At 42.3% G+C, this 18,551-nt stretch carries 13 protein-coding genes and 1 other RNA gene; 6 read left to right on the top strand and 8 right to left on the bottom strand.

Annotated features, from left to right (window positions below):
• Positions 1-12: 12 nt before the first annotated feature.
• The 6 genes from AC04NP_RS06560 to tsaD form a co-directional block, all read right to left on the bottom strand.
• The gene (locus AC04NP_RS06560) at positions 13-1,329 is read right to left on the bottom strand and encodes a pyridoxal phosphate-dependent aminotransferase (protein ID WP_482858718.1); all 1,317 of its coding nucleotides are present in this window, start codon (positions 1,327-1,329) and stop codon (positions 13-15) included.
• A 147-nt stretch (positions 1,330-1,476) separates the two neighbouring features.
• Positions 1,477-2,499, bottom strand: a complete 1,023-nt coding sequence (locus tag AC04NP_RS06555; protein WP_482858717.1) for a glutamine synthetase beta-grasp domain-containing protein — start codon at positions 2,497-2,499, stop codon at positions 1,477-1,479.
• A 340-nt stretch (positions 2,500-2,839) separates the two neighbouring features.
• Positions 2,840-4,006 carry a porin gene (locus AC04NP_RS06550; RefSeq protein WP_482858716.1) on the bottom strand — a complete coding sequence of 389 codons (1,167 nt, stop codon included), beginning with the start codon at positions 4,004-4,006 and terminating at the stop codon, positions 2,840-2,842.
• Positions 4,007-4,131: 125 nt separating this feature from the next.
• Positions 4,132-5,430, bottom strand: coding sequence for an ammonium transporter (locus tag AC04NP_RS06545; RefSeq protein ID WP_482858924.1), 1,299 nt, complete (start codon positions 5,428-5,430; stop codon positions 4,132-4,134).
• A 499-nt stretch (positions 5,431-5,929) separates the two neighbouring features.
• Positions 5,930-6,397 (bottom strand): SsrA-binding protein SmpB, encoded by a 468-nt coding sequence (gene smpB, locus AC04NP_RS06540; RefSeq protein WP_482858923.1) that lies wholly within the window; start codon positions 6,395-6,397, stop codon positions 5,930-5,932.
• Positions 6,398-6,406: 9 nt separating this feature from the next.
• Positions 6,407-7,417: a tRNA (adenosine(37)-N6)-threonylcarbamoyltransferase complex transferase subunit TsaD gene (gene tsaD, locus AC04NP_RS06535; protein ID WP_482858715.1), complete on the bottom strand. Its 1,011-nt coding sequence runs from the start codon at positions 7,415-7,417 to the stop codon at positions 6,407-6,409.
• Positions 7,418-7,428: 11 nt separating this feature from the next.
• Between tsaD and AC04NP_RS06530 the strand changes: the two genes are divergently transcribed.
• The 5 genes from AC04NP_RS06530 (at position 7,429) to AC04NP_RS06510 (ending at position 15,302) form a co-directional block, all read left to right on the top strand.
• Complete coding sequence (locus AC04NP_RS06530; RefSeq protein WP_482858714.1) at positions 7,429-12,021, top strand: translocation/assembly module TamB domain-containing protein; 4,593 nt, start codon at positions 7,429-7,431, stop codon at positions 12,019-12,021.
• The gene (locus AC04NP_RS06525; RefSeq protein ID WP_482858713.1) at positions 12,018-12,977 is read left to right on the top strand and encodes a DUF2027 domain-containing protein; all 960 of its coding nucleotides are present in this window, start codon (positions 12,018-12,020) and stop codon (positions 12,975-12,977) included. The genes AC04NP_RS06530 and AC04NP_RS06525 overlap by 4 nt, the downstream gene beginning before the upstream one ends.
• Positions 12,978-13,078: 101 nt before the next feature.
• The gene (locus AC04NP_RS06520) at positions 13,079-13,477 is read left to right on the top strand and encodes a type III secretion system chaperone family protein (RefSeq protein ID WP_482858712.1); all 399 of its coding nucleotides are present in this window, start codon (positions 13,079-13,081) and stop codon (positions 13,475-13,477) included.
• A 151-nt stretch (positions 13,478-13,628) separates the two neighbouring features.
• An RNA gene (gene rnpB / locus AC04NP_RS06515) (RNase P RNA component class A) lies at positions 13,629-14,128 on the top strand.
• Positions 14,129-14,141: 13 nt separating this feature from the next.
• Positions 14,142-15,302 (top strand): sigma-54-dependent transcriptional regulator, encoded by a 1,161-nt coding sequence (locus AC04NP_RS06510; protein ID WP_482858711.1) that lies wholly within the window; start codon positions 14,142-14,144, stop codon positions 15,300-15,302.
• 52 nt (positions 15,303-15,354) lie between these two features.
• Here AC04NP_RS06510 and AC04NP_RS06505 read toward each other — a convergent pair whose 3' ends face one another.
• Positions 15,355-15,999, bottom strand: coding sequence for a response regulator transcription factor (locus AC04NP_RS06505; protein WP_482858710.1), 645 nt, complete (start codon positions 15,997-15,999; stop codon positions 15,355-15,357).
• 243 nt (positions 16,000-16,242) lie between these two features.
• Positions 16,243-16,512: a response regulator transcription factor gene (locus AC04NP_RS06500; protein ID WP_482858709.1), complete on the bottom strand. Its 270-nt coding sequence runs from the start codon at positions 16,510-16,512 to the stop codon at positions 16,243-16,245.
• Positions 16,513-18,014: 1,502 nt separating this feature from the next.
• Between AC04NP_RS06500 and AC04NP_RS06495 the strand changes: the two genes are divergently transcribed.
• On the top strand, positions 18,015-18,488 hold the full coding sequence (locus AC04NP_RS06495) for a MauE/DoxX family redox-associated membrane protein (RefSeq protein ID WP_482858708.1): 474 nt from the start codon (positions 18,015-18,017) through the stop codon (positions 18,486-18,488).
• Positions 18,489-18,551 lie beyond the last annotated feature (63 nt).

Here is an 18,551-nt window from a genome sequence, read left to right as displayed (position 1 = left end):
TCTTTAAAAAACTCAGACTTTTATCATATCTGACTGGCAGTATTCCTTGATGGCACCTTTTATCTTATTGAAAGTCAATCGCAAAAGTTCGGGATTTTCTTCCAGTAAAGTCACCCTGAAACCCTGCAAACCGGAATGAAACGATGACAGAGGCACCACGCACACACCGGTTGTGGCTAAAAGATAATACACAAACCGCTTATCCAACGGGGTTTGATCATCGATCCAGTCGTCCAGCAAAGCTTGTATTTCCGGGTTATCTGTTTTCAGGAACTGACCAGGCCTCAATGCTCCATCCTTAAATACCATGGTATTGTAGAAAGCCCCCTGCGTGGCCACAAATCTTATTGGCGCAACATCACTTAAGATGCCTGAGATTACCTTACTCCTTTCACCTATGGCTTGATTTTTAACCGCTACATATTCTCTGTATCTGGGATCTCCCAGAATAAGCGGCAAGGCTTTTTGGGGTAAGGTGGTAGAACAGACTTCAACCATCTTTGCATCTTCCAGCGCTGTACAAAAATCGCTGAATTCAGGGTGCAGATTGCGGTTGTAAAACTCCATCCAGCCACACCTGGCACCAGGCCAGGGTAATTCCTTCGAAATCCCCTTCAAAGCAATGCCAGGTAAATCCCCTACTATCTCTGCTAAGCGAAGTGTCTTTGCCCCATTGTAAATAATGTTGGTATAAATCTCATCGCTGATCAGCAAAAGATCAAATTCACGGGCAATAGCTACAATTTTTTCCAGGTATTCCGGCGGGTAGACCATACCGGTAGGATTGTCCGGATTAATGATTAAAATACCTGCGATGTTGGGATTGTACTTCACCTTATTGTAAAGGTCATTCAGGTCCGGATACCAATAATTATCAGGATCAAGATTGTAGGTGAGCGGATCACTGTTAGCATGTGCGGCTTCGGTAGATGAATGGGTGGAATAGGTAGGTGAAGGGCCAATTACCCTGGAAGTAGGCGGCAGATACCTGTATAGTTTGGATATAGCATCGCCGAGCCCATTAAAAAAGAGTATGTCATTGGCGGACACCCGGACACCTTTTAATAAATTATTTTGCCCGGCTACGAAAGCCCGCGCTTCCGGATCACCTTGCGAATGACAATAACCGTAGGTTCCGTCTTCTTTCACGAGTTTGCCGATGATTTCCTTGATCCAACCCGGCACCTTCGCATGCTTTTGAATAGGATCGCCTATATTTTCCCAATAAATCGACTGACCGCAGTTTTCAACCAACTCAGCCTTTTTAACGATGTGCCTGATCTCGTATTCAAGTTTCCTGGCCCCTTCGTATAACAGTTTTTTTCTCATGTAACCGGAAGTTAAAAAGACGAAGTTATTAATAAGCGCTGTAAAAAAAAATAATGCGCCGGGAATGGCGCATCATTCGGATGAATATAAAGAAAAGCAAGGATTAAAGTTTTCTTTGCTATATCTCTTTTGGAAAACGGTCAGCGATCAGGCCTCGACTTCAACTGCCACACCTTTTACCGTTTTTATGATTCTGCTTGCAACCTTATAAGGATCAGCATTTGAAGCAGGTCTTCTGTCTTCCAGCCAACCTTTCCATCCGTTGACAACCGTAGCTACCGGTATACGGATAGAAGCACCCCGGTCGGAGATGCCGTAGCTGAATTTATCGATAGATTGCGTTTCGTGCAGACCGGTCAGTCTTTCGTGATTATCCGCACCATACACCTCGATATGCTCTTCAATTACATCGCCAAAAGCATCGCAGATAGCATTATACACTGCCTCACTACCGGCATTTCTTAACAGGGAATTAGAAAAGTTGGCATGCTTACCAGAACCATTCCAATCTCCTTTGACCGGCTTGCAATGCCAGTTGACAACCACACCGTATTTCTCAGCGGTTCTTTCCAATAGATATCTGGCTACCCATGTATGGTCTCCGGCGGCCTTGGCTCCTTTGGCAAAAGTCTGGAATTCCCACTGCCCGGCCATTACCTCCGCATTGATTCCTTCAATGTTAATCCCTGCATTCAGGCACAAATCCAGATGTTCTTCTACAATCTCCCTTCCGAATGCATTGGCAGCACCTACGGAGCAGTAATACTGGCCCTGGGGCGCAGGATAACCCGTAGCCGGAAAACCAAGCGGCTTGTCCGTTTCCGGATTCCATAAAGTATATTCCTGTTCGAAGCCAAACCAAAAATCATTGTCATCGTCGTCTATGGTGGCACGGCCATTTGATTCGTGTGGCGTTTCATCGGGATTTAACACTTCGGTCATTACCAGGTAGGCATTTTTTCTTCCCAGGTCGGGAAATAGGGCCACTGGTTTCAACAGGCAATCCGAAGAATTACCTTCAGCCTGCTCTGTGGAGCTTCCATCAAATGACCACATGGGACAGTCAGCCAAGGTACCGCCAAAATCATCTACGATTTTAGTTTTACTTCTTAAATTTTGAGTTGGTTTGTATCCGTCTAACCAAATGTACTCTAATTTTACTTTAGCCATACTTTTCTATTTTTAAAATGATTATTCATGAATAAGGTGTCAGATTCAGGTTTTTTATTTCATCAATAAAAGGTATTTATTTTCAATTATTTCTAAAATTCAACCCGCTTGACGCTTTATCTTTGCAATTTTTCAAATTTTAGGCATTTATTTCATCCAATAACCTTTAAATATACAATTATTTTTGTTTTTATGATATAAAAAATACCCAATTTATTATGTTTTGACAAAAATTCAGCATCAAAAGGATCTTTAAACATTTAATGTATTCCGGATTATTGACTTTCCCGAATAATTGGCTTATCCGGAAAAAGGAACACACAATCCGGAATATTAATATTTAGAATGAAAAAACGGCTGCTACTAAAAATGATGCCAGGCTCTGGGTAGGATCCAAATCACCCTCAACGAAGGTTCCATCCTCTGAGGCAGCATCCAGTCTTACCTCAGGTATTAAAGTCATATGATCGCCAATACTTATTTTTCCGGTCAGGGTAACGTCCAGTATACTGGCATCACCATCAGCATCATAAGCGCCGATAGCGCCTGCGCCTTCTTCAAATTCTGAGAAATATTCTACTCTCGCTCCAATAGCAAATACATCGGAAGTAGTAAGCTGAATGTAGCCGGCAACACCATAAAAGCCAAATGAGTCACCGTCTGCGTCCTCTACCGAAGTTCCGTTAAATACCTCTCCGGCATCGGTAGTATTAATAGTGGTATTTAAACCGACATACAACGCATCTGTCAAATTCCATCCGGTGGTTATATCAAACTGTAAGGTGTTTCCGGCAGAGGTTGTATCTGCTGTCAAAGCCAAATCTTCATCCAGATTACCATCCTGATCACCGTATAATACATTAAAGTAAATACTTCCCTTATCGTTCTCATACCCAAGTTGAGCACCAAGTGAATAGGTACTCGCAGGGTTGAATTCCGTTAAATCGGTAGGATTCAAAATCCCTGCCATCAGGCTCAGGTTATCTGATAGGGAAACATCGGCCTTAACCCCCGTATGGGAGAAGGGACCGTAAGAGAACATGTAGGAGGTAGAATAATTAAAGTTATCCACTGGTGAGATCACTTCATACCCCAGGAAGGTGTTGAAATTACCCATGGTCAGGGTCACCTTATCACTGACGTTCCAGTAACCGTACAATTGGTTGACAATGCTGGATGATCCCATAGAGTTAAATACCGCATCCGTTCCGCGGGGACCAAATACCAGGTCAGCCACAAATCCGACTTTATCCCATTCTTTGGAGGCAATTAAGTTGACCATACCCAGGGCAAACCCCGATTTATTGGCAAATGATGAACCAGGTGTGATAAATGCCCCCTCTTCATCGGCCACATTTTTGGATGTTAAATTTGTTTTAAAGTAAGTATCCACAGATCCTGAAATATCTACTGGAAATTTGTTATCATCTTCCTCGTCCTGGGCCCGGACACGTTGAGTTATGATTAATAATGCAAGACCCAACAATAGTAAAAGTGCTTTTTTCATTTTAAATTTGAATTAAGGTTACAAATTTTGTTTTAGGACAATTTTTTTGTGACATTCTTTTGGCCTGTCAACCGGTGTGAGCTGCCACTCACCCGGTTAAGGCCTTTTATATTGAGCCAGGTTAGCTACTCATTGTAAACAATGGTGTATCCCCTGATGCCATGTTCGTGGCTATCCATACCCTCTTCTTCATGTTCTTTGGAAACTCTGATGCCAATTGTTTTATCCAGCAGGAAAAATATGATCAGTGCTGAGCCAAATGCGGCACCACCGCATATCAATACACCGTACACCTGTGGAAGGAAACTTACACCCGCTCCAAATATTCCAGTCGCCAAAGTACCCCAGATACCGCAGGTTAAGTGCACGGAGACGGCACCCACACAGTCATCCAGCTTAAACTTGTCGAGCGTAATCGCAGATAAAACCACCAGCACACCAGCCACCAGTCCAATGAAAATAGACTCGCCGTAGGTAATTACATCGGCCCCTGCCGTAATGCCTACTAGGCCGGCAAGTATGCCGTTAAGCACCATACCCAGGTCTAATCTTTTGAAAACCAGCCATCCTGTGATATAACCACCCATAGCTCCCGCACAGGCGCCGAGACTGGTATTGACCAGTACCAGTGAAGTCAAAGCCGGGTCTGCAGATAGTACCGATCCACCATTGAAGCCAAACCAACCCAGCCAAAGCAGAAATACACCAATTACCGCCAGGGGCACACTCGATCCCGGTTTATCGATCACCTTGCCGTCGACATATTTTCCGATACGCGGACCGAGCACAATAATACCCGCAAGGGCTCCCCATCCGCCCACCGAGTGTACAAGGGTAGATCCGGCAAAATCGGCAAAGCCCATGGCATCGAGTGCTCCGGCCCCCCACTTCCATCCGCCGATAACAGGATAAACAATCCCCACGAACAAGACCGTAAATATCAGGTAAGCATTAATTTTAATCCGCTCAGCTACTGCACCGGATACGATGGTGGCAGCCGTGGCAGCAAACATTCCCTGGAACAGGAAGTCTGTCCACCTTGTATAGTCGGCATAATCGGAAGTCATACCGTTTTCCCTGGGCACAATACCAAATCCGTCAAAGGCGAACCAAAAACCGGCCTCGGCGTCCGGGTACATCAGGCTAAACCCCATAAAGGTGTAAGTCAATAAGCCTATGACCGGTGTCAAAGTATTTTTAAACAATATGTTGACCGTATTTTTGGCCTGGGTAAACCCTGCCTCCACACCGGCAAATCCCAGGTGCATAATAAAAACCAGGACCGTTGCCAACATCATCCATACATTATTGGCAGTAAATAAAGCGTTCGCTCCGACCGAAGCTGCATCTATAGCTGCCTGGGCAGGATCCTGGGCCAAAGCTGCCACACCCGATTCAACCATAGAAAATGTCTCTGTAAGCATTTTTTTCATAATAAAAAAGTTTAATTAAAGCAGTTAACAAAATAAGATTTTGCATAAGCGTAAGAACAAATAAACTGTAGAAAAAAATCCGATGCAAAAAAAGTTGGTGTAATTTTTAACCAAAAATTTTACTTTTTACGTTTTCTACAATTTTTTAAGGTGTTTTTAATATCATTAATCTTATTTTCTGTAAAAAAAATGGAATGGTGGGTGCATAAAATTATAATATCTTTAAAAAAATAAGAAAAAAGTTAAAAAATTTACCGAGATCGCATTTTTTAGGCTTTGAGACAAAAAATATAAGAATTATACAATTCTACAGGAATGTTCAGTTAATAAAAAAATCTTAATTTTTGGTCGATTAATAATTCAATTTATTAATGAATGGGTCATTTTCTTATGAAATGTGTAATTAATGTACAATGTATCAATTCTTAATTCATGAATGATCAAAACAGGTATTCTCCTGACGTTTAGTCCATAAAATTGAAAAATACCTTCAGGGTTGCATTCTTTTAATTTCCCTGTCCAGATCTTTCTGCCTCAGTGTTTCGCGTTTATCATGTAATTTTTTGCCTCTGGCCAGGGCAATTTCCAATTTGGCCAGGCCACGGTCATTGATAAAAAGACGGGTAGGTACTATCGTCAGGCCTTTTTCTTCCTTTGCCTTTTGTAGTTTTTGCAATTCCTTTTTATTCAGTAAAAGTTTTCGCAGGCGCGTAGCATCATGGTTATAATGACTACCCGATTTGTAAGGGGAAATGCGCATTTGCCGTACCCATAATTCATGATCCTGAAATGCACAAAATGCATCCTGAAGGTTCACTTTCCCTTCTCTGATGGATTTTATTTCCGTACCGGTCAAAGCGATACCCGCAATGAATTTATCTAAAAATTCATATTCAAAGCCAGCGCTTTTGTTTTTTATATTGATTTTATTTGAAAATCTTTTTTGTTTTTCAGCCATCATGCCATTCTATACGCCAAATTTCATACGAGGTTCGGGACTCACCTTCAAAGAGCTAAATTCTCCTTCAAGATATTTAAAATGGGCCGTCATGGCAATCATGGCGGCATTGTCGGTGCAATATTCAAATTTTGGCATGTAAACCTGCCAGCCCTTCTCATTGGCCAACTCATGTATCGCAGATCTCAGCCCCGAATTGGCCGAGACACCACCGGCAATAGCAATATTGGTAATTTTATAATGTTCTGCGGCCTTAGTCAGTTTTTTTAACAACATATGGATCAATGTGTACTGTATACTGGCACAAATATCCGGAAGGTTATGCCCGATGAAATCAGCATCTTCTTTCAATTTATCTCTTAGAAAATACATGATAGCCGTTTTAATACCACTGAAGGAATAATCAAAATCAGGCATTTCAGACGCGGTAAAGGTAAATGCATGGGCATTTCCTTTTTGCGCATACCTGTCGATCAACGGCCCGCCGGGATAGGTCAACCCTAACAACTTGGCTGATTTGTCAAAAGCCTCACCAACGGCATCATCCCTTGTTTGTCCGATAATTTTCATTTTTAAATGGTCTTGTACCCAAACCAACTGCGTATGTCCCCCACTTACAGTCAGGCACAGGAATGGAAATGCCGGTTTGGGCGCTTCAATAAAATGTGCCAGAATATGCGCCTGCATATGATTTACCCCAATTAGCGGTATGTCTAAGGACATAGCCAGGGCTTTGGCAAAGGATGTACCCACCAATAACGCACCTAAAAGTCCGGGACCTTGTGTAAATGCTATCGCACTCAGCTCAGATTTACGTATATTTGCCTCAGATAAGGTTTGATGAACAACGGGAACCAAATTTTGCTGGTGGGCCCGGGAGGCTAACTCCGGAACCACCCCCCCATAATTTTCATGCACTGTTTGGGTAGCAATTACGTTGTTAATTACAAGCCCATCTTTGATGACAGCCGCTGAAGTTTCATCACAAGATGATTCAATGGCTAATATTGTAATACTCATACATCCGGTTGATGAAATTTAAAAACATAGCGCAAGTTATTAAAAAACCGATAGTTAAAATAACGCTCCGGGCTATACTTGCTGTCTTTATACTTTTTTTCATCACCATGATCGTCATTCAGATTCCTTACGTACAAACAAAGATCGTTCGTAAGACATCTCAATACATTTCTGAAAAAACCGGCTTTAAATCCAGAATATCTTATGTGAATATCGGATGGTTCGATACCATCCTTCTGGAGGGTGTGGAGATTATGGACACAAAGGATAGTCTTATGATCGGAGTTAAAGAGATTGCCATAGACTTCAATTTAAATGCGCTGCTTTTTAGCGATGCGATTAATCTGGATGAGGTTTATCTGGAGCAGGCCGTGGTACAGTTGGTCAGAAACGCCCCGAATGGCTACCTCAATATTAATCTATTTATTGCCAATCTCAGAAAACTGGGAAAAGGAAAAAAGGGTGATGGTAAATCCAAACCATTTACGGTGGATAATATACAACTGGCAGGCAGCAAGTTTATGCTTTTCGAACCGTCAAAGGACTCTATCCGTACAGGATTCGATTTCAGGCATTTCAGACTGGAGGATATAAATGCCGGAGTGAAGCAATTTAAAATTATCGCTGATACCATTGAAATGAAGGTGGAGGGACTTACGATGCTAGAACCGGTCAGCGATTTTGTGATTCGGGATTTGTCTACCTTCTTCAGGATATGTAACCGGTCCATGGCTTTTACTAACCTCGACCTGAAGACCGAACATAGCGAAATTAAGGATTCACTCGTGTTTAACTATAACTCTATCAAAAATCTGAGTCATTTCAATGATAGTGTACGTATTGAAGCTAACCTGAAAGAATCCCATATTTTCTCGAAGGAATTGGGCGTATTTGCCCCCTATATGAACCGTTTTGAAGAATTCTACAAGATATCGGGAAGGTTTAACGGCTTAATCAGCAGCCTCAACATTCGTGATCTTGAACTATCATTCGGCGAAGAAAGCCGCATCGATGGTAACCTGAGTATCGACGGACTGCCAAACTTCCAGGAATCATTCATCGATCTTAACCTTAAAAATTCCATCATTACCTCCGGGGATCTGTTTCCCTATGTCAAAGGGAATGCCTACCAGCAGATTACCAGACTGGGGGACGTCAGGTTTAACGGCGAATTTCTTGGTTTTCCTTATGACTTTGTAGCCAACGGCACCTTCCGAACTCAATTTGGCAGGTTCGACTCGGATATCAACCTAAAAACCGATGAAGCCGCCAACACCTCGGTTTACAGCGGAAACCTTAAAACTTACGATTTTGATTTTGGCCAGTTGATCGGTTATTCGGATGAGGTACAAAAGATCACCCTTAACGGAAAAATTCAAGGATCGGGCCTCACCCTGGAAAAGGCAGACTTTGAACTGAATGCCTCCATCAGCAAGTTGGGTTTGATGCATTACGATTATCAAAACATCACCACAGACGCCCGGCTGACCAAGGAGCTGTTTAACGGATCATTGGGTATCGCCGATCCAAACCTCAAGTTTTCCGGAGATGTTTCCATTGATTTCAGGAACAATAACAACCTTATCAAGGTAAATGCCCGGCTCGATACGCTATTTGCCAAAGCCATCGGCCTGATCGATACGGAGTCTTTTATTAGCACCACCCTGGATCTCGACATGCAAGGTAATAATATGGACGATCTGGTTGGAGAAGCCAGCTTTAGCAATACTTCCCTCAAATACAGGGAAAAATGGCTGGACCTGGATACGCTTCATGTATTTTCATCAAAAACCGATCAGTTCAGAAAGTTTAATCTGGACTCCAAAGAATTCAGCGTAGACTCTGACGGTAATTACTCCTTCAGTAAAATCTATAAGGATATTGCCAAGTTGTACCATGAGTACATGCTAAACTTCCGGAATGACCGGAAACTGCTTGCCGACTATTACGCAAACAAAAAAAACAAAGTCCTTGATAAGTACACCGTAAATTATGAAATCCTGTTAAAGGACATAAATCCCTACTTCAAACTTATCAATCAGGATGGATACGTAGCCCGAAATACGAAAATAGAAGGTAAATTCCAGCACGGCTATACCTCCATTTTGACGATGTATTCCGATCTCGACTCAGTTAAATACAAAGAAACCCTGTTTCTTGACAATAACCTGGACTTTTCCGCTTCTAAAATAGCCGATAGTGTTAATGTACTGGCCATGGCGTATCTGCATTCCGGCAGTCAGCTATACCGAAGCATGGTAACCACAGATAATATTATGCTGGAAGCGGTGTGGGACAAAGACCAGATAGACTTTTCCAGCTCCTTCCATCAGACGAAAAATGATAATTATTTTGAATTGAACGGTCTGTTGTCTTTTTTAAAGGATAGTATTGAAATTAAACTCAACCCGACCAATGCCAGGGCCATCGATAAGATATGGCGTATAGGTGAAGACAACAAGGTGGTATTTAGCAATAACGAAATTTTGGTACACAACTTAAAAATCCAAAGTGAAGATCAGTATCTGGCCCTTGACGGAGTCGTTTCGGACAGCCTGCATAAACGACTGAAGCTGATTATTCATAATTTTAAAATTGATAACCTCAATCCCCTTTTCAAACAGGAATTTGAAGGTATTGTCGACGGATTTGTCGAGTTTCAAAACCTGCTTGGAACGCCTAAAATCGGTAGTCAGTTGCAGGTATCGACTTTTGAGATCAACAATTTTTTGTTAGGGAATATATACGGGTTGGCCGACTGGGAAAATACCTACGACCGGGCAAGACTGGACTTTGAAATAGAGCGGCTCGGTAAAAAAATAGTAGACCTGCGAGGATACTTCAATCCGGTGGAAGAGAACGAGCAGCTTGACTTATCTGCGAATTTTAATCAGGCGGAATTGGGCGTTATTGAACCATTCCTGGAAGAATACATCACCGAAATACAAGGCCTGGGATCCGGCGAATTCGACATCACCGGCACCCTGGATTACCCCATATTAAGAGGAACAGGCTTTTTGTCCGATGGCCAGGTAAAAATCAATTACTTAAACACAAAATATTCGTTTGACGGGGACATATTTTTCGACGATAACGAAATAGGTGTGAGAAATTTAAAACTGACCGACGACAACGGCAGCATGTCTACCTTCAGTGGCGGTTTATTTCATGATGGTTTCAAAAATTTTATTGTTGATTTTCAAGGCAATCTGAGTGAATTCAAAGTGTTGGATACCAAAGCAAAACATAACAAACTGTATTATGGCACCGCTGTTATGACCGGTGATATCGAAATCCTGGGCTCGTTCAGCAACCTTAATATTTCAGCCGATGCCACCACCAACAAGGGTACTAAATTCTTCATTCCGGTTAATTCCTCAGGTGAAGTAGACCAGGTAGATTTTATCCATTTTGTAAAGAAAAAGGATACCTTGGCAACCAGTGATCCCGAAGATGGCATAGAGAGTGTTAACATACAGCGGTTAAACCTCGATTTCAATCTGGATATTACCCCGGATGCCTACAGCGAAATCATATTCGATATCAGATCGGGAGATATCATCCGCGGGCGGAGTAATGGTAAACTGAAACTGCAGATAGACCCGCAGGGAGAATTTAACATGTTTGGCAACCTGGAAATTGTGGAAGGGGGCTATAACTTTACTTTAAGGAACCTCATCAACAAAGAATTTGTCATTGAACCCAAAAGCAGAATCAGTTGGTATGGCGATCCATACGGTGGGGTCATGGATATTAGGGCCAGCTATGCCCAGCAGGCTGCTATGGCGCCGCTTTTTTCTGATACCTCTACCGTAAAACAGTATCCGGATTTAAGGAGAAAGTATTCCGCCAAGGTATTGCTCGACCTGAAGGGTGATTTATTAAACCCCAATATACATTTTGACCTGGACTTTTCCGCTTATCCGTTTACGCTCAACATTCCGATAAACCTTGTAGAAGCCAATCTGGAAAACGACGAACAGGAGTTAAGCAGACAGGTTTTCAGTCTCATCATGTTAAGAAAATTTTCGCCCCAGGGCACCTTTGATCTGGGTGGAGGCCTGTCGGTAAGCAACAGTGTGAGCGAGTTACTGTCTAATCAGCTCAGTTACTGGATCACCCAGGTGGATGAAAACCTGGAAATAGACGTGGATTTAGGGAACCTGGACCAGGATGCTTTTAACACTTTTCAGCTTCGACTCTCCTACTCTTTTCTCGACGGCAGGCTCCGTATTACCCGCGACGGCGGCTTTACTTCCGGGGATAACAACGCCGGTGTAAACAATATTGTGGGAGACTGGACAGTGGAATATTTGTTAACGCCCGATGGCAGGCTAAAAGCCAGGATGTATAATAAAAACAACTTTTTTTCCGAATTCAGGGCTGCCAATCAGAGAACCAGCACCACCGCCGGATTTAGCATACAGTATACTGAAAATTTTGATAAAATCAGTGAAATCTGGAAAAAGGTCCGAACCGATAATGAGCAGGGTCAGAAGGAGGCAGAAAAAGAAGATACCCAAGAATCGGCTCCCGGAGAAAATCCGGGGGAAGGCGATATTTCAAAAAAAACAACAAGAAAACCAGGCAACAGAACACCATGAACATAGGCAACCGCGTAAGACTCTTAAAAGGCAGGGAAGAAGGCATCGTTTCCAGGATTATTGACGACAAGCTTATCGAAGTAGAGATAGAAGACGGTTTCAATATCCCGGTACTTAAAAAAGAGGTAGTAATCATCTCGCAACAGGAGGAGTCGGCATTTGGAAAAAAAACGGCTCCTGGACCCATTCCTAAAAAAAGTCAAAAACCTGCGATTACCGCCAAAGGTATTTACCTGGCATTGGTTCCTATTAATGACAAAAGGCTTTCCCTGCATTTTATCAACAATACGGACTATATGCTCTTGTTTACGCTCTCGGCTTTAACCCATGAGACATACGAGGGATATGCCGCCGCTGAAATAAAAAGCAGGAATTCCATCAAAATAGGCGATCTTGACAAAACCAATTTCGAACAATGGCCATCGTTTATCCTGCAATTGCTGTTTTATTGTGATGGGATTTTTGACCTGAAAGAGCCTTTTCAAAGAAAAATCAGGTTCAAAGCAGGAAATTTATTCAAGCAGAAAAAAGTAGCACCCATACTGATGCGGGAAGCCTATCTATATCAGATAGACGCGGCCCAAAACGCGCAGCCTATTCAGGCAGAAAAAGTAAAGGAAAGCTTGTTTGAGCCGGGTGACAACACCGAAAAAGATAAATCCAGGCAGTTGCCACCCGCCTTCATAGTCGATCTGCATATCGAAAAAATCACAAAAAACCATGCAGATTTGCCAGGCAGTGAAATACTGCGCCAGCAACTACAAAAGTTTGACAAAACGTTGAATCAGGCCATCATTTCAGGTCAGGAAGAGATTATATACATCCACGGAATCGGCAACGGCTCATTGAAAAAGGAACTCCATAAACGGCTAAGGGAATTACCTAACGTTACTTATGTCGATAACCATAATATGGAGAAATTTGGAGGAGGAGCTACTCTTGTAAGAATTACCTAGAATTCGAACGATTTCACACATATACGCTATGTAACTTGCACAAAGTTTAGAAGGAATGTGTATTAAAAGAATTTTTAATCTTTAGTGTGAAAGTATTCGATATGAATTTTACTGAATTTATGGAAAGCTTCGCCGATGAAATCGGTGGTCAATTTTCGGAATATGACAAAACGAAATCGGTGATCATTGTTCCGGTCGATGAGTTTCGTTTCCAAACCGTAGTGGGGGAAATGAGACACATAAAGCATTATGATAAGACTGCTATTGAATATTCCTCCAAAGTGTGCCCGTTTCAAGCAGATATCGATTTGAAGCTATTACTGGAAGAAAACACCAAATTCTGCCATGCAAAATTTTCCATCGTGGATGGTTTTGTGAAAGTGGAAGCTTCAGCGTTTATTGACAATGCTACCGATGATCTTTTAAAGGAAATTATCATTGAAGTGGCCCAAATGGCCGATGAGTGGGAATACAAACTTACCGGAATGGACGTGCATTAAGGGATTGATAAAAGTATTTATTCAGGTTGTTAAACCTTTCAAGGTGACTTGTAAAGCAGGGTTCCCGGATATGAACCCAATAACTTTACAAGTCATTTTTTTTGAGGGCCTCCAATTTTTCGTTATCATCAATATTTATAAATTTGCAGCTATTGCAAGCCGTCTTACCGCTCTGTCCGTTTGGGTCAGGGAGGAAAGTCCGGGCAACATAGAGCACCGTACTTCCTAACAGGAAGGTTCCGGCCTGCGGGCCGGGAACAGATAGTGCCACAGAAAATATACCGCCATAGCGCCTGGCGTTATGGTAAGGGTGAAATGGCGGGGTAAGAGCCCACCGCGTTAATGGTGACATTAATGGCAGGGAAAACCTTACGGGTTGAAAGACCAAATAGGTCCGGCTTTCGCCAACGGTGGCGTTGGTGAAAAGGGTTGCTCGCCCAATAGGCCCCTCTACCTTACGCTTGCACGCGATGCTTTGACACAGGCTACGGCCTCAGGTCAGGGAATCAACTCAGGCGTATGGTAGATCAAGGGGAATGAGCCGGATGGGTAGGTCGATTGATCCCGGCAGTGATGCCGGGGCCAGATAAATGGTAAGACCCCTTGCTACTGCAAGGGAGACAGAACCCGGCTTACAGGCTTGCATATTTTATTAACTTGGAATATGGCGAAAATATTAATCATTGACGACGAAAAGATGATCAGGGATACCTTGAAGGAGATCCTGGACTATGAAAAGTACACCACAGAGGAAGCCAAGGACGGCGAGGAAGGGCTTGAGATGATCAAAAAAAATGAGTACGATGTGGTGTTATGCGATATCAAAATGCCCAAAATGAATGGCCTCGAGGTATTGGAAAAGACCATGGAATATGGGAAAGAAACACAGTTTATCATGATTTCTGCCCATGGTACCATTGAAACCGCAGTAGAAGCCACCAAAAAAGGTGCTTTTGATTTCATCCAGAAACCCCCCGACCTCAATCGGATGTTGCTTACCATCCGTAATGCGCTGGACAAAACCAATCTTGTCACCGAAACCAAGGTGTTAAGAAAAAAAATCTCCAGAACCATCGATATTGTTGGAGCGTCTTCGGCCATTAACCATGTCAAAGACACCATTGAAAAAGTAGCCCCCACTGATGCCAGGGTACTAATTACCGGGCCAAACGGAACCGGAAAGGAGTTGGTAGCCCGCTGGCTGCACGCTAAAAGTGGCAGATCTTCGGAGCCATTTGTAGAGGTTAACTGCGCCGCCATTCCCTCCGAGTTGATAGAAAGTGAGCTATTCGGTCATGAAAAAGGGGCTTTCACATCCGCCATTAAGCAACGCATAGGAAAATTCGAACAAGCGAATGGTGGCACCCTGTTTTTAGATGAAATCGGCGATATGAGCCTGTCAGCCCAGGCCAAGGTGCTAAGGGCTTTGCAGGAAAACAAAATCACCAAAGTCGGTGGTGACAAGGAGAAAAAGGTAAATGTAAGAGTCATTGCAGCCACCAACAAAGACCTCAAACAGGCCATATCTCACCACAAATTCAGAGAAGATTTATACCACAGGTTAAGCGTCATTGTTATCAAGGTACCCGCCCTCAAAGACCGGAAGGAAGATATTCCTTTGTTGGTGAACCGGTTTCTGGAAGATATTGCCAATGAATATGGTACCAAAAAGAAATCAATCGAGCAATCAGCAGTCGATCACTTACAAAAATCCGACTGGAGCGGCAACATTCGTGAACTGAGAAACGTGGTCGAGCGCCTCATTATCATGAGTGGGGAGGAAATAAAGGAAGAAGATGTGAAGAAATACGCTGATTTTGAGTAAGTGGGTTGCGGGTGTTCCGAGGTTTGAAAAGTTTAGTACCTAGACCGGTGCTTTAGCCGGGTATTCGAAAATCTGGGAAAAGGCGGTGTTTCAAAGCATATTTGGCAAAGCCTAACACGCTGTTGCACCCCAGCTTATGGAACAGTACTCGCCGGTTGGCCTCAATGGTTCGGCGTTTCAACATTAACATGGTGCCTATTTCTTCGGAAGAATATTCTTTACATATCAAATACAATATTTGTAACTCGCGGCCAGTCAGCCCTGTACGTTTAGATAACGCTGCCAGTGTTCCGGGGTTTGGCTTTTTTTCAATATAAGATACTTCTCCTCTCGCGTTGTTAACGGCGAATTTTCTGAGCTTTTCTTCGATGGTTTGGAAGGGGGCATTGAAAGGTATATAGTCATAGAGGTCGCCACTCTCAAATTCTCGGGCATTATCGTTGGGATCAGTGCTGAGTACCATAACCACGAGAGGCACCTCCATGATGGTTCCCATTAACCCGGGGAAGGCTTTTTTATTTTCCCGTGCCTGCCAGGAACTGGCCAATAATACGGAGGGGCTCGCAATCGGATAATGCTGGCGGATCTTGGCAACATGGTCTAGGGCAACCACTCTGTCCACAAAGTCATAATTTTCAATTATCCCACAGAGGGAATGGAGGATAAGGTTGTGCTCGATAGCAAGAAATATGTCCATAAGAAGATCAACGTTGGTCTTTTAAAGGTAACATTTTTCCACCTGTTTTTAAACCAGCGTTTCCAAACCACAGTCGCAATCCGGCCCAATCCCCTTCCTCATCCTGATTCTAATGTCTATAAAAACCAGACTGAATCGTTGAGGAGGAGAACAGCCCCTATTGTTTTGAGCTTGGACATAATACGCCCTCTCAAAGATCACACCTGACGGTGCGATTGACCATCCCATCCGTTAACTATAGCCTTACATGAAATGGCTATTGTCTCTACTAAGATGATAAATTTTATGTTTCACAGCGAATTTCAATATCCCAATAGCACTTCTTGATCCTGTCTTGATCAATAATTTCTCCCGGTAGCGACTGGTACTCCTCGGGCTGATATTCAGTGACTTGGCAATTTCTTCGGTGGTTTTCTCCTCACATATCATACGGATGATTTGTATCTCCTGATCTGTTAAACTGACCGCATCGTCAGCTTTCCCTTGGTGTGATCCATTAGGTGTTTTTTCCATAGTTGATAAGTTTTGGTGATTAATTAATTTCGCTATATTATCGGCTCACAACTCGAATAATTCCCCCTGAGATCCATTTTAACCATATTTCTCTTCTTTTTTCCTTTTGGAAGTCCGCTATTGGCTGGTTACTGGTTAAAATGAAAATCCTGCTATCGATGAGATAGATGGTAGGTATATCTACGTATAAAAATAACGGAAGGTTAAATTTAACCGCAGATCTTCGTTAACTGACAAAAAATAGCTATTTTGTACAATTTGTTGTGGAGAATCCTACGAAATTTAGGTGGAGAATCCTACGGATTCTGCATTTTGGTATTGACATTTGTTTTTACTTCTCTTACTTTCACTAATGTAATTTGCTGGGCAACCAGATAAGAAGGCCAGAAAAAAATAGCCATTAAACCAGTGACTTAAAACAAAAAGCAGAAAACTAAAAGGTCGTATAGACCAGACAAAATATTCAACTAAACACTTAATTCAAACAACCAGAAATGAAAAAGCAGAAATTAATTAAAACAATCAATCTTGTCTGCCAAGTGTCTGCACTAAGGCCTTCTTAGCATCTCAAAGGACTTAACAAAAGCACGAGGCGGGAACTGAAAACTAACTTTGATCTTGTCCACAGTAGCATTGGCGAAGGTGGACGAAGCTAATCCAACTAATGATCAAAATAAATAACTATTCTCCCCAATCCCTAAGCCCCGCGCCCTTTTCACCTGGGCGTCGCGGGCAAGGGGACGATTTTCGGGTAAGAATATCGTTAAATATCCAGGACAAGAAGCGCCAGTATAATTTAATATGAAGGAAACTTGTCTTAGGATGCGGGATACTGGAAGAGAGAAGACTTTGATTGATCAATAATAAATGAGAAAACGAAATGATGTGAAAAATGAAAATTCTATTATCAACTGATAAAAAGGCAAAGTCCCAAATTTTTCACCTTTAGTTTATTAACAACTGAAACCCTAATAAAGTGATGGATGTAAAGCAAACAGGCAATCAAAATACCAGCTAACTTTGTTCGCCAATGCCCTAGTAGTGGCGGAAGAACAAACAACGATATCTGTTGAAAATAATGAAAGCTATGGAACTGTGTAAGAAAGCGTTAGTGCAGGAATGACATTTTCAAAGAAGTAAATGGAAAAGTGCATTAACGAGGTTAAACACAAAGTAATTCACTTGGATTATGTTTAACATACCAAAGTGTAGGTAATTAGAAACTAAACAAAGTAACGGTCTCTTTAATTTAAATATTATCAACCAGCCTTGTCCGTTTTGTTCCTACGTCAAAGCCTTTGGGCACAAGTAGGGCTTTATAAGGATGGGAAAAAGAGGAAAGAATCAACTTAAATCATATTAGATGAAAGGCAAAGGGGCATTGTAGGCCTGGGAGTAAACGTAAGACTATCACTGGGAACCAGGAACACTGTACCCTTTTCCTTTCGATCAAAATTGCCTTTTGTGGCCCATTAATTAAGGGAAACTAATTAACTAAAAACATGACAACAGCAACATTCATCAACCAATTAAAATCTGATAAAACAAAGAAAGTAGCGCTTGAAATCATTTGCTTTCTGTTTATTCTTTTGTTCACCTACGCGGCGGTCATGAAGCTGATAGATGTGCAGAAGTTTACGGTGCAGATTGGGCAGTCGCCCTTATTAACGGATTTTGCCGGGGTAGTGGCCTGGGTGATACCGATCTCGGAATTGCTAATTGCTGGGATGTTGGCAATAACAAGATTTCGATTAGTGGGTTTATACGCTTCCTTTAGCTTGATGGTGATGTTTACGGCTTACATTATTGCGATATTGACAATCGATGAGAATATACCATGCTCTTGTGGCGGTGTACTGGAGAGTATGGGGTGGACCGAACACTTAATTTTTAATATCGGTTTTGTAATATTGGGTTTAGGCGGCATTTTGCTGCATACTAAAGCTGATGAAAGTAATCAACCCGCTATGGTATGATCCAAACTTGGAAAAATAGCATCGTCATTTGAAAGGGGAAAAATGGGGAAAAGAAATTTTATG

The sequence above is a fragment of the Agaribacillus sp. DX54 genome (assembly GCF_056858335.1).
This window is presented reverse-complemented; position numbering and strand designations above follow the sequence as displayed.

Bases quoted from the DNA above. Each gene is read 5' to 3' on its own strand.
- AC04NP_RS06560 (WP_482858718.1), bottom strand. From the start codon at position 1,329: ATGAGAAAAAAACTGTTATACGAAGGGGCCAGGAAACTTGAATACGAG.
- AC04NP_RS06555 (WP_482858717.1), bottom strand. From the start codon at position 2,499: ATGGCTAAAGTAAAATTAGAGTACATTTGGTTAGACGGATACAAACCA.
- AC04NP_RS06550 (WP_482858716.1), bottom strand. From the start codon at position 4,006: ATGAAAAAAGCACTTTTACTATTGTTGGGTCTTGCATTATTAATCATA.
- AC04NP_RS06545 (WP_482858924.1), bottom strand. From the start codon at position 5,430: ATGCTTACAGAGACATTTTCTATGGTTGAATCGGGTGTGGCAGCTTTG.
- smpB (WP_482858923.1), bottom strand. From the start codon at position 6,397: ATGGCTGAAAAACAAAAAAGATTTTCAAATAAAATCAATATAAAAAAC.
- tsaD (WP_482858715.1), bottom strand. From the start codon at position 7,417: ATGAGTATTACAATATTAGCCATTGAATCATCTTGTGATGAAACTTCA.
- AC04NP_RS06530 (WP_482858714.1), top strand. From the start codon at position 7,429: ATGAAATTTAAAAACATAGCGCAAGTTATTAAAAAACCGATAGTTAAA.
- AC04NP_RS06525 (WP_482858713.1), top strand. From the start codon at position 12,018: ATGAACATAGGCAACCGCGTAAGACTCTTAAAAGGCAGGGAAGAAGGC.
- AC04NP_RS06520 (WP_482858712.1), top strand. From the start codon at position 13,079: ATGAATTTTACTGAATTTATGGAAAGCTTCGCCGATGAAATCGGTGGT.
- AC04NP_RS06510 (WP_482858711.1), top strand. From the start codon at position 14,142: ATGGCGAAAATATTAATCATTGACGACGAAAAGATGATCAGGGATACC.
- AC04NP_RS06505 (WP_482858710.1), bottom strand. From the start codon at position 15,999: ATGGACATATTTCTTGCTATCGAGCACAACCTTATCCTCCATTCCCTC.
- AC04NP_RS06500 (WP_482858709.1), bottom strand. From the start codon at position 16,512: ATGGAAAAAACACCTAATGGATCACACCAAGGGAAAGCTGACGATGCG.
- AC04NP_RS06495 (WP_482858708.1), top strand. From the start codon at position 18,015: ATGACAACAGCAACATTCATCAACCAATTAAAATCTGATAAAACAAAG.